The following is a 12049-nucleotide window of genomic DNA, read 5'->3' on the forward strand; positions in this document are numbered from 1 at the left end:
GTCAGAGAATTCCTTCAATTCGTCAGCAGCGCCGGATGCGCCCAAACCGAAGTAAACAACTGGGTTCTTGGCTTCCTTGATCAGCTTAGTTGCGGCTTCAATTGATTCAGCAGTTGGAGCTGCGTAGTTGTCAGCAACGTGGTTGCTTGCGGAAACACGGTAGTTGTCTTCGATTTCTTGCCAGCCAAAGTCCTTAGGAATTACCAAAACAGCTGGACCCTTCTTTGCGTAAGCTTGACGGATAGCAGTGTCCATCAAGACTGGCAAAGCTTCCTTGGTCTTGGCTTGGTGTACCCAAACGGCAACGTCACGGAACCAAGGCATTTCGTCAAAGGCTTGGAAGAAGTTGATGTCTTGACGAGGGGTTGGAACGTTGGCTACCAGGGCAACCATAGGGGTCTTGTCGTACTTGGCGTCGTACAAGCCGTTCATCAAGTGGACAGCGCCAGGGCCGGCTGAACCCATGCAGACGCCAAGCTTGCCGGTAAGCTTGTATTCTGCAGAGGCTGCCAGAGAAGCGGCTTCTTCGTGACGAACTTCGATGAACTTGACCTTGTCTTGCATTTCGTAGATCGCGTTCATGGTTGAGTCAAAAGAACCACCTGGGAAACCGTAAAGGTGGTCAATGCCCCACTTGTACATAACATCTAAAACAGCGTTTGCACCCTTTATTTTTGCCATAAGTGAATCTCCTTACACTAACTACTTTACAAAATTACTTACACCAATAATTATAGGTCTTTTGTAAGCGCTGTCAACATTGTGAAAGAATTAATTTTATTTTTCTGGATATTATGTTGGCAACATCCAGTTATTCACAGCCTGCTGAAACATTCTATGGATTACAGATAAAATTTTATCAATGAAAACAAGCGAAAGCATGCAAAAAGCGAGCCAGGCCAGGCTCGCTTTCTCTAAGCTTCTTCAAATTCGATAATGCTCTTGGTTGAAATGTAGGCTGGTGAAAATTCGCCGCGGTTGTACTTTTCCACCTTCATGAATTCGCCCTTGGCTGACAGGACGTATTCCGCCAGTTCTTCCAGGCTGGCAAACTGGTCGGTGTAAAAGGTCCCCTTCTCCGTGACCAGCTTCATCTTGCCGGCAAAAAGCTCCCGCCGCTTGGAGTAATTGTTGCGGTCGCGGTTCTGGTAGCCGTTTCGCTGGCCGGACCGGTGCTTGTAGTTGCCGCGGGCACGTCTTTCATCGTTATTGCGCTTGCGCACGACGAATTGCTGGTCAGCCGGCTTCTCTTCAGCAGCATCCCCCTTGACCGTTTCTTTTCTGTCTCTTGCCTCTTCTGCGCTTTCAGTTTCTTTGCTTTCTTTAGCCTCTTTAGTCTCTTTGCCTTCTTCGCTCTTGGCTGTTTCTGCCGTTTGTTCTTCAGTGTCGTCAAAGGCAAAAGGCAGCTCGACTTGCGGGTGTTCTACCAGCTTGTCGCTGGCCGGCCGCGGAGCCTTCTTGACAAAACGCGGGCCGGCTGGCTGCTGGTCTTTGCTCTCGGCTGTTTTTTCCGCGTTTTCAGCAGTTTCCGGAGCAGCTTTTTCCTCGCTGGTCTTTTCTGCGGTTTCCGCTGCCTTTTCTGCTGGAGCCGCTTCTGCTTCTTCTGCCGTTTTCTCGGCTTCTGCAGGCTCTTGAGGGGCTGCTGGAGCTTCTATGACTTCTTGTACCGGTTTGCTCTCTTCGGCCTTGACAGGCTCTTTAGGCTCTTCCTCAGCCCCGAAATGATCGTTGATGTATTGGATGGCGCTTGGACCCCAGTATTTCTTGTTGTGATTCTTCTCATCGATGAAGTCCGGCTTCAGTTCCTTGTGCTCCCTGATAAAAGTCCGGAGCTTCTTCTTGCCGATGCCTGTGGTCTCAGCGATCGCATTGATGTCCAGCAAGCCGTTTTCCGTCGCCGGCGAAGCCACAGACTTGGGCAGGGTCTTGCCCAAGTCCTGGAAGATCTGCCCCACCGCTCGCTCATCATAGAATTTATTGCCGCTGGGGTCTGTCAATGTAGGCTTGAACTTAAACTTCATGTTGATCAGGTAGTAGACCTGCTGCTGGGAAACCTGTGCCAATTTGGCGATTTGATCCATTGAATAATATTGTTGTGCCATGTATCTTCCTCTTAACGTAAAGTAAATGCCGATTTTTAGTAAAAAAATTATGATAATTCATTCTTAATTTTACGTCAAAATGAGATAAAATGCTTAACTTTTGCGATATTCAACAAAAAAGCTGCTCCCTAAGGAGCAGCTTTAATCATCAAATTACCAGTCGTAGTCTTCAGTTTCCTGCATCCCCAGGCCAGTTGCCTTGTCCAGCAGGATTCTTTGTTCAAAGTGAGCCACGTTGAGCTTGGTTTCCTTGACCATGTCCGGATTTACGGATACGTAGTCAATCCCGCTCTTAACCAGGAATTCGGTGAAGTCCGGGTATTCTGACGGTGCCTGGCCGCAGATTGAAACGGTCTTGCCGTCTTGGTGAGCCACCTTGATCAAGTGACGGATTGCCCGCTTGACAGCCAGGTTGCGTTCGTCATAGAGGGCGGAAACGGCATCGTTGTTGCGGTCAGTCCCCATGATCAGCATGGTCAGGTCGTTTGAGCCGATTGAGTAGCCGTCGACGTACTCGTTGAACTTGTCAGCCAAGATGATGTTTGAAGGAATTTCAGCCATCATGAAGACCTTGAAGTCGCGGCTGCGGCGCAGGCCTTCATCTGCCATGATCTTGGTAACCTTCTCGGCTTCCTCAACAGTTCTGCAGAACGGGATCATGACGTTCAGGTTCTTCAAGCCGAATTCATTTCTAACCTTCTTGACGGCTTCCAGTTCAAGCTTGAAGGCTTCGATGTACTTCGGGTCGTAGTAGCGGCTTGCCCCGCGCCAGCCAAGCAGGTCGGCCGGTTCATGCGGTTCGTACTTCTCCCCGCCCTTCAGGTTCCGGTATTCGCTGGACTTGAAGTCGGAGAATCTCAAAACGACCGGTCTCGGGTTCATGGCCCGGCAAACCTTGCTGATGCCGTTGGCCAGTTCGTTGACCACGCGCTCTGGGTGACCGGTTTCGATCAAGTAAAGCGGGTGCTGGTGAATGTAGGTCGTCCACAGGAATTCTTCCCGCATCAAACCGATCCCGTCAGCTGGCAAAGTTGAGTACTTCTCGGCCAGGTCCGGGTCGCCCAGGTTCATCATGACTCTGGTTGCCGTTGGCGGGAAGTATTCAGCAGCTGCCATCGGCGTGCCGCTTTCTTCCTTCTTCGGCTTAACGACCTCTTCAGCCACGCCTTGGTATACAACGCCGTTCTTGGCATCAACGGTGACTTCCTGGCCGGTCTTCAGTAAGCGGGTAGCGAAAGTGCCCCGGCTGGCCGTGCCGACGATACATGGAATCTGCATCTCTCTGGAAACGATCGCGGCGTGGCAGGTCATCCCACCGTTGTTGGTCACGATGGCGGCAGCCTTCTTCATGGCTGGTACCCAGTCAGGCGAGGTCATCAAGGTAACCAGGATTTCGCCTTCCTTGAATTCGCCAATGTCCTTCGGGTCGTCAATTACGTGCACAATCCCGGAGGCAACGCCTGGGCTGGCTGGCAGGCCCTTGACCAGAACCTTGTTGGAGCTTGGCGTTACTTCAGCGCTTTCTTCGCTTTCTTCCTTGCCGCCTTCCTTCTTTCTTTGGGACCAAACGGTTTCCGGACGGGCTTGAACCAGCCAGAGCTTGTCGTCTTGGTCACGGGACCATTCCATGTCCATGTAGCAGCCATAGTGCTTTTCAATTTGCTTAGCGTAGCCGGCCAGTTCAATGACTTCTTCGTCAGTCAAGCAAGGGCTCTTAGCCACGTCCTCTGGGACATCCCTTTGCTCAACCCCGCCGCCTGGCAGGCGGATCAGTTCGATGTTCTTGTTGTTGATGGTCTTGCTGCTGATCTGCATGCTATCCTTGTCAACTTCAAAGTTGTCCGGGGTAACCGTCCCTTGAACGATGTATTCGCCCAGGCCCCATGACCCTTCGATCATGACCTTGGTGTCGTCACCGTTGGCAACGTTGACCGTGAACATGACGCCGGCTGACTTGGAGAAGGCCATCATCTGCACGGCGGCTGACAAGGCTACCTTCTCTTGCGGGAAGTTCTGCTTGATCCGGTAGTAGGTTGCCCGGTCAGTGAACAAGGAAGCGTAGCAGTCCTGCACCTTGCGGATGACATCTTTGCGGCTTCTAACGTTAAGGTAAGTGTCCTGTTCCCCGGCAAATGAAGCATCCGGCAGGTCTTCAGCAGTCGCGCTTGAACGAACGGCAACATACGGTTCGTTTTGGCCGGTCATCTTGGCCAGTTCGTCGTATGAGTTGCCGATGTCCTCAGCCAGGTCTTCCGGCATTGGCGCTTCACGCATGATTTTTCTGATTTGGCTGCAGACCCGGTGCAGTTCTTCTGAATCTTCTGGATCCTTCAAGGTTGCCAGCAAGGCATTTACCTTCTCGTTCAAGCCATTGACTTCCATGAAGTGCCGGTAGCCGTGAGCCGTAGTCGCGAAACCGTAAGGCACTGGCACGTCAGTGCCTGAAGTCAATTCACCCAATGATGATGATTTGCCGCCGACAAGGCCAACGTCTTCCCGGCGCAATTGGTTGAACCAAAGAACATATGCATTTTCTCGTTCTTCTTCAGTTAATTCTTTCTTGTCATTAACTTCCATTGTTTTCACCTCATATCACTCGGCTTGTAATCCTTTTCACTTTTCACTACTGATTATTGCCCTTTTGTGAAAAAATGTCAACAGTTTCTTGCAACTTTTTTTGCGGAATCTTTTTGTAACCGTTTCCTTTGTTAAATTAACAATCTTTTAAAATTTATTTTTGGTAAAAAACGCCGCCGCTGCCGTATTGTTTTTATTCACAAACTAAAAATAGTTTTATCGAAAAAGAGTCGCCGGGCGCGTCCGCTCAAGCAGACTTGCAATTTTTTTCGCAAGATTTCATAATGCATAAGCAAAAGAAAAAGGCCTTCCCTTAGGAAGACCTTGAAAGTCATTTAGTGAAACTTTTGAACGATCCGGGTAACCCGGCTGCCCAGCACCTTTTCGGCCAGGCCGGTTTTTAGGCTGAGTCCGCCGTAAACGGCCACGCCCACCAGCACGGCCAGGGCGATCAAGACCATCGCCGACAAGCGCCGGTAAGGATTTAAGAAGTGGCCGGCCAGCTTGACGGTCAGCCCAACCGCCGCGAACATCACCAGAGAAAAGCTGGCAGTGCCGATGAAGCGGCGCATCGTCCGGTCAGCCCGCCAGCGGTACTTCACGCTGAGGTGCTTCAACGACATGGCAATGACCACCAGCAGACCCAGGTTGGTCGCCAGAAGCGGCCCGTAGATCTTGAACAGGCGGATCAGCGGATACTGCAGGATCCCCTTGATCAACAGGCCGATCAGCAAATAGCGGATCGCGTACATGTTTTCATCCAGCCCCTGCAAGATGGCCATCAAGACCGTGAACATCCCCAGGCTGATCGCCGTGAAAGACGACAGGTAGAGCACGTTCGCGCCCAGTCCGTCATAGCCGTAGAAAATGGTGTAAAGCGGCTTGGAAATGGCCGCCATCCCCAGAGAAGCCGGCAGCAGGACAAACAAGAACAGTTCCAGCGTGTTGGCAATCTGCCGGGAAATGTCCCGATAGTCCCCCCGGGCATGAGCACCTGACAAAAGCGGGATCGCCGTAACGGCCATGGCCGATGACAGCGACACCACGATCATGATCAGCTTGTTGGCGTTCAAGCCAAACAGGGCATACCAGCTTTCGATGGTGTCATAAGGCACGTGCATGAAGCTGGCAATCATTGGGTGGAAGGTGTACTGGTCCACCAGCTGGAAGATGTTGATCCCCGAGTCGATGATGATGAAGGGAATCGACTGCTGAATGATTTCAAACAGCAGGCTGTTGGTCGACACCTGAATCCGGTTGTTTGACTGAGCAACCAAAGGATCAGTTTCCCGCTTCTGACGCAGGTAAAAGACAACAAGCAGGCAGATTCCGAAGACGGCACCGATCGCGGCCGCCAGGTTGGACTGCGTGACGGCATCGACATAATTGCCGTGCTGCACCTGCATGATCACGTAAGCCGTCAAAAGCATCCAGATGACCCGGGCCAGCTGTTCCACGAACTGGGACATGGCACTGGGCATCATGTCATTGTAGCCCTGGAAATAACCGCGCAGAATGCTCAGTATCGGAATGATCAAAACGGCTACCGACAGGCTGCGGATCACCGGCACTTCCTGGTGGTTAAAGCCTGACAGTGGCAAAGCCAGGAAATACATGCAGGCCGCGGCCAGCACCCCGAAGATCCCCATCATGACCAGGCCGTGCCTGAACAGCTTGCGGCCAATCCCGTACTCATTGAGCGCGTTGTACTTGGCAATCTGCTTGGCTATCGCCCCGGGAATGCCCGCAGTGGAGATGATAATAAACAGGCTATAGATGTTGTAGCTCTTCGCCGTCAGCGAGTTGGCCAAGTTGCCGTACTTTCCCATCCAGGCATACCAGGGAATGATATAGATTGCCCCCAGAATCCGCGACAGGATCGATCCAAAAGTCATCCAGGCCGAACCCTTTAGAAGTTGAGCCTGGGAGTTGGTCTGTGATTTGTTTTTTGCCATAAAACTTCCCTAATCTAATACTTCAACCTACTATCATATTCCTGATCCAGTCTGAAATATACCATAAATTGATTTTTTAGGAAAATTTTAGATTTATTTGGCAACAATGTTCACGATCTTGTTTGGAACGACAATGACTTTCTTGATTTCTTTGCCGTCCAAAAATTCCTGAACGTGCGGCAGAGCCGTTGCGGCAGCCTGGGCTTCTTCCTTGCTTGCGTCCTTGGCGATCTTGAAGTTGCCCCGCTTCTTGCCGTTGACGGTCACGGCCATTTCAACCGTGTCTTCAACCAGCTTGCTTTCATCGTAAGTCGGCCAGGCAGCAAACTGCACGCTTTCGTTATGGCCGAAGACGTGCCAGATTTCTTCCATCATGTGCGGCGCAACCGGAGCCAGCAGCTTCACGAAGCCTTCAGCGTAAGCCCGCGGAATCTTGTCCGCCTTTTGGCAGGCGTTCATGAAGACCATCATTTGTGAGATCGCCGTGTTGAAGCGCAGTTCTTCAAAGTGTTCAGTAACAGTCTTGACCGTTTCATTGTAGATCTTGTCAAGCTTGCCGTCGTTTTCGTCGGTCAGTTTCTCTGATGGGATTGGGTCCAGGTCCAGGTCGTTGACGAAGGTCCGCCATACCCGGTCGAGGAACTTCTTAACCCCGGAAGGACCGTTGTCGTCCCAGTCGATAGAAGCGTTCAGCGGGCCCATGAACATTTCGTAAGTCCGCAGGCTGTCTGCCCCGTATTCGTCAACGACGTCGTCAGGGTTGACCACGTTGCCGCGGGACTTGGACATCTTTTCATGGTTCTTCAAAATCAGGCCCTGGTTGTAGAGCTTTTGGAACGGTTCCTTGGTCGGTACAACGCCCAGGTCGTACAGCACCTTGTGCCAGAATCTCGCGTAAAGCAGGTGCAGGGTTGCGTGTTCAGCCCCGCCGATGTACAAGTCAACCGGCATCCACTTCTTCAAAAGTTCCGGATCAGCCAGCGCCTTGTCGTTGTGCGGGTCGATGTAGCGCAGGAAGTACCAGCTTGACCCGGCCCACTGCGGCATGGTGTTGGTTTCCCGCTTGCCCTTTCTGCCGTTTTCATCAACGACGTTGACCCAGTCGGTCAAGTTGGCCAGCGGACTTTCCGGAGTGCCTGAAGGCTGAATGTTGCTTTCCTTAGGCAGCCGCAGCGGCAGTTCGTCTTCTGGGACCAGGGTGGTTTCCCCGTCTTCCCAGTGGATGACCGGAATCGGTTCGCCCCAGTAGCGCTGACGAGAGAAGTTCCAGTCCCGCATCTTGTAGTTGACCTTCTTTTCGCCGACGCCCTTTTCAGTCAGCCAGTCAACCATCTTGGCCTTGGCATCTTCAATGTTCAAGCCGTTCAAGAAGTCGGAGTTGACGTGGGCACCATCGCCAGCGTAAGCTTCCTTGCTGATGTCGCCGCCTTCAACGACTTCCTTGATTGGCAGGCCGAACTTGGTGGCAAAAGCGTAGTCACGGTCGTCGTGGGCTGGAACGGCCATCACGGCACCAGTCCCGTAAGTTGCCAGAACATAGTCGGAGATCCAGATCGGCACGGCTTCGCCGTTAACCGGGTTGATGGCGTAAGCACCAGTGAAGACCCCGGTCTTGTCCTTGTTCAAGTCGGTTCTTTCCAGGTCGGACTTGGATTCGATTGACTTGATGTAGGCTTCGACCGCTTCCTTTTGTTCAGGCGTGGTGATTTCCTTGACCAGGTCGTTTTCCGGTGCCAAAACAGTGTATGAGCAGCCAAACAGGGTGTCTGGACGGGTGGTGAAGACGTCAAAGCTCTTGTCTGAGTCCTTGACCTTGAAGGTTACTTGGGCACCGACTGAACGGCCGATCCAGTTTCTTTGCATTTCCTTGATCGGTTCCGGCCAGTCCAGATCGTCCAAGTCGTCCAGCAAACGGTCAGCGTAAGCGGTGATCTTCAGCATCCACTGCCGCATCTTGCGCCGGTAAACCGGGAAGCCGCCGCGTTCAGTCTTGCCGTCGATGACTTCTTCGTTGGCCACGACCGTGCCCAGGTCCGGGGACCAGTTGACTGGCACTTCAGCTTCATAAGCCAGGCCCATCTTGTACATTTGTTCAAAAATCCACTGGGTCCACTTGTAGTAGTTCGGGTCAGTCGTCTTGATTTCCCGGTCCCAGTCGTATGAGAAGCCCAGAGCCTGCAGCTGCTTCTTGAAGTGGGCAATGTTCTTGTCGGTAAAAGTTGCCGGGTCATTGCCAGTTTGCAAAGCATACTGTTCAGCCGGCAGACCGAAAGCATCCCAGCCCATTGGGTGCAAGACGTTGTAGCCTTGTGCCCGCTTCATTCTGGCCATGATGTCAGTGGCGGTGTAGCCTTCTGGGTGGCCGACGTGCAGCCCCTTGCCTGACGGGTAAGGGAACATGTCCAGAACGTAGTACTTTGGCTTTTCTGGATCAGTGCCGGTCTTGAAGGTCTTGTTTTCCAGCCAATATTTTTGCCATTTCTTTTCGACAACTTTATGGTTGTACATCTGCTAAATCCTTTCCTAAAAACAAAAAACGCCCTATGTGCAAACATAGGACGAGTTATTTCGCGGTACCACCTAAGTTCCACGCTTTCGCGTGACCCTCACATGTTTCTTAAAGCGAAACAACACTTATGGCATTTTCCGGGTGAGTTCAGAATCCTTCTTTCAAGCCTTGCAGCAACCGGCTCTTCTCTGATGGAAGAAAAAATTCTTACTGCTCCCTGCCCTTTATTATTTTCTCTATAACGATTATACTTTACCACATGAGCCAAATTTTACAAGGGAGAGAATTAAAAACAATTGAACACAAAAGAAAATAAAGTTAATTATCAGCCGCTGTTGCTTTTTGGCGGCGCTTTCGGCCTCTTTTTCGCTTATTGGGTCAGCCTGATTGCCAGCAAGAACCCATTTATCAAGACTTTTGACACGGCCGTCTACAATGCCATCAAAAACAACAGCCAACTGGAGCACCAGCTGACCTTTTACTGGACCCAGCTGGGCAATACTCTTACGATCACAGTCTTTACAGTGATTCTGGTTCTTGTGCTGATTTGCTTCCGCGACTATATCCACGCTCTCTTTGCCAGCTTGACGATGATCGCTGCCAATTCCTGCAATTCGATCATCAAAAACATCATCCAGCGGCAGCGGCCGCATATGGACAAATCAGTCCAGGCCAACGGCTTTTCCTTTCCGTCCGGCCACTCAGTCGGCTCCATGACCCTGGCTCTGGTCTTGATCGCCTTGATTGTCGTTTTGATCAAAAAGAAACCGCTGAAAACCGGCTTGATCGCTTTCTGTATTTTCTTTGCCTTCTCAATCGGCTTTACCAGAATGTACCTGCACGTCCACTGGCCCAGCGACGTTCTTGGGGGCTGGTGCGAGGGCCTGGCCTTCGGCCTGATTGGCAGCTGGCTCTTTTTTAAAGCTTTGGCCAAACAACGGGAAAAAGCCGAAAGCAAAAGCGAATAAAAAATAAAACCTGCTCAAGCGAGCAGGTTTTTATTTTTGCTTTTTTCTGTTTAATCCTGCTTTTTTTGCCGGTAGATGTGGTTGAAGACCAGCGACAAAAGCAAGGCTGCAAGGGAAACCAGGTAGATCCCCCGCATGGCCGAGCGCAGGATTTCCCTTAATGGAGCCAAAACGGCCGGATCCAGGCTTTTGGCTTGGACCGGGGAAACGATCTTGTTCATCATCTCGCCGGTCAAAGACGGGTGTTTTTTAAGCCCGCTGGCTACGACAGAGTTGAAGGTCATTCCGTAAAAGACCATCATCACGGTTTGGCCCAGGTACTTCATCAAAGTGTTGAAGGAAGTCGCCACCCCCACCTGACTCTTGTCCACCACCATCTGGGCCCGGACCTGGCTGGCCGTGGCAATGCTGCCAAAGCCGATTCCGTTAAAGACGGCAATCAGGCAAAAGACCCAAAACGGCGTATAGGTCGGGATCAGGATAAAGGCCAGGTCGGCCCCGATCAAGAGGAAAAGCGACGCATCAAAGTACTTTTGCGTTCCCCACCGTCCCATGAGGTCGCCAGCCAAAAAGGACCCGCAGACCCACATTAAGGAACTTGGCGTAATGGCAAAGCCGGCAACTGAGGCACTGACCCCGTTGATCCCCTGCAGCCAGGTCGGAATATAGAATTCAAAGCCGATCACTACCCCGGAAACCAGCAGCTGCAAGAGGTTGACTGCCAGAAATTCCCGGTCCCGCAAGATACTGAACGGAATGATCGGGTCGGCGGCTGTTTTTTCCACCTTGACAAAAAGCCAGAGGCTGGCCAGCATGACCAGCGCCAGGACCAGCAAGGTCCAACTGAAATCCGTTTCCAGGCCCTGCAAAAGAAGCATTAGGGACAAAAGGAAGACAACCAGGCTGCTGCTGCCTTTGATGTCGATCTGCAGCTTGTTTTTGGCGAAATCCTCATGCAGATAAAAGGCAACCAGCAAAAAGGCAACCAGGCCGATGGGTACGTTGATCATAAAGACCCAGTGCCAGGACAGTTTCTGGACGATGAAACCGCCCAAAAGCGGCGCGATGACCGAAGCCAGGCCCCAGAAGCCGGAAGTCAGCCCCAGCATTTTGGCCCGCTTGTCGATGTCGTACATGTCAGCCAAGACCGTCACCCCGGCCGTCTGAATCGCCCCTGAACCCAGGCCCTGCAGGACCCGGAAGATGATCAACTCCAGCATCGAATGTGAGAAACCGCAAAGAGCTGAGCCGATCACGAAAAGTCCGATGCCAAATAAAAAAACTGGCTTGCGTCCTACGCTATCAGCCAGTTTCCCATAAATTGGCGTTGAGACTGCCGTCATCAGCAGAAATACAGAGACCACCCAGCTCATGATCGCCAGCCCATCCAAATCAGCAATGATGGTTGGCATCGCGGTTGAAACAATCGTTCCTTCGATCGCGGACATGAAAGTAGTGATAAAGACAGCGAGCGTGACCATTTTCACGTTTGTTTTCTTCAATTCTCTTCTCCAACGAAATCTATGTTACGTTAATGTCTTACGTTTATTCAGTTGTATCCTAGCGCCGGTCGGCCACGAAAGCCTGCAGGGCAGCTGCCTTGTCGGTTCTTTCCCAAGGCAGGTCGATGTCGGTGCGGCCGAAGTGACCGTACGCAGCAGTCTGCTTGTAAATTGGCCGGCGCAGGTCCAGCATTTTGATGATACCGGCCGGGCGCAAGTCGAAGTTGGCCCGGACTGCTTCAGTCAGCAGCTGGTCACTCACCTTGCCGGTTCCAGCCGTGTCGATCATGATGGAAACCGGGTGGGCCACGCCGATGGCGTAAGCCAGCTGCACTTCGCAGCGGCTGGCCAGGCCGGCAGCCACGATGTTCTTGGCTACGTAGCGGGCAGCGTATGAGGCGCTTCTGTCGACTTTAGTCGCGTCCTTGCCGCTGAA

8 protein-coding genes are annotated in these 12049 nt (G+C 52.0%); 1 reads left to right on the forward strand and 7 read right to left on the reverse strand.

Annotated elements, in window-relative coordinates; genetic code table 11:
* The 5 genes from lacNas_RS07320 to leuS all read right to left on the reverse strand — a co-directional run.
* Window positions 1-681 (reverse strand): thiamine pyrophosphate-binding protein (locus lacNas_RS07320; RefSeq protein ID WP_244661438.1); only part of this gene is annotated, 681 nt, incomplete at its 3' end.
* Between the two features lie 233 nt (window positions 682-914).
* On the reverse strand, window positions 915-2102 hold the full coding sequence (locus lacNas_RS07325) for a hypothetical protein (protein WP_201330526.1): 1188 nt from the start codon (window positions 2100-2102) through the stop codon (window positions 915-917).
* A 153-nt stretch (window positions 2103-2255) separates the two neighbouring features.
* On the reverse strand, window positions 2256-4679 hold the full coding sequence (ppsA, locus tag lacNas_RS07330) for a phosphoenolpyruvate synthase (protein ID WP_201330527.1): 2424 nt from the start codon (window positions 4677-4679) through the stop codon (window positions 2256-2258).
* Window positions 4680-5014: 335 nt separating this feature from the next.
* Window positions 5015-6634, reverse strand: a complete 1620-nt coding sequence (locus tag lacNas_RS07335) for a putative polysaccharide biosynthesis protein (RefSeq protein ID WP_201330528.1) — start codon at window positions 6632-6634, stop codon at window positions 5015-5017.
* A 93-nt stretch (window positions 6635-6727) separates the two neighbouring features.
* A complete protein-coding gene (gene leuS / locus lacNas_RS07340) occupies window positions 6728-9142 on the reverse strand; it encodes a leucine--tRNA ligase (RefSeq protein ID WP_201330529.1) in 2415 nt (804 codons plus the stop codon).
* A gap of 297 nt (window positions 9143-9439) precedes the next feature.
* Here leuS and lacNas_RS07345 point away from each other — a divergent pair, with 297 nt between their 5' ends.
* The gene (locus tag lacNas_RS07345; RefSeq protein WP_201330530.1) at window positions 9440-10111 is read left to right on the forward strand and encodes a phosphatase PAP2 family protein; all 672 of its coding nucleotides are present in this window, start codon (window positions 9440-9442) and stop codon (window positions 10109-10111) included.
* 50 nt (window positions 10112-10161) lie between these two features.
* Here the strand turns inward: lacNas_RS07345 and lacNas_RS07350 are convergent, their stop codons facing one another.
* Together lacNas_RS07350 and lacNas_RS07355 are read right to left on the reverse strand one after the other, a co-directional pair.
* The gene (locus lacNas_RS07350) at window positions 10162-11613 is read right to left on the reverse strand and encodes an MDR family MFS transporter (protein ID WP_201330531.1); all 1452 of its coding nucleotides are present in this window, start codon (window positions 11611-11613) and stop codon (window positions 10162-10164) included.
* 58 nt (window positions 11614-11671) lie between these two features.
* Window positions 11672-12049: methionine adenosyltransferase domain-containing protein (locus lacNas_RS07355; protein WP_201346738.1), on the reverse strand; the 378-nt coding region annotated here is incomplete at its 5' end.

Source organism: Lactobacillus nasalidis (genome assembly GCF_016587775.1).
Lineage (GTDB): Bacteria > Bacillota > Bacilli > Lactobacillales > Lactobacillaceae > Lactobacillus > Lactobacillus nasalidis.

What these genes read in the sequence shown, in the direction of transcription:
- lacNas_RS07335 (WP_201330528.1), bottom strand. Translation starts at nt 6,634, where the DNA reads ATGGCAAAAAACAAATCACAGACCAACTCCCAGGCTCAACTTCTAAAG.
- lacNas_RS07325 (WP_201330526.1), bottom strand. Translation starts at nt 2,102, where the DNA reads ATGGCACAACAATATTATTCAATGGATCAAATCGCCAAATTGGCACAG.
- leuS (WP_201330529.1), bottom strand. Translation starts at nt 9,142, where the DNA reads ATGTACAACCATAAAGTTGTCGAAAAGAAATGGCAAAAATATTGGCTG.
- ppsA (WP_201330527.1), bottom strand. Translation starts at nt 4,679, where the DNA reads ATGGAAGTTAATGACAAGAAAGAATTAACTGAAGAAGAACGAGAAAAT.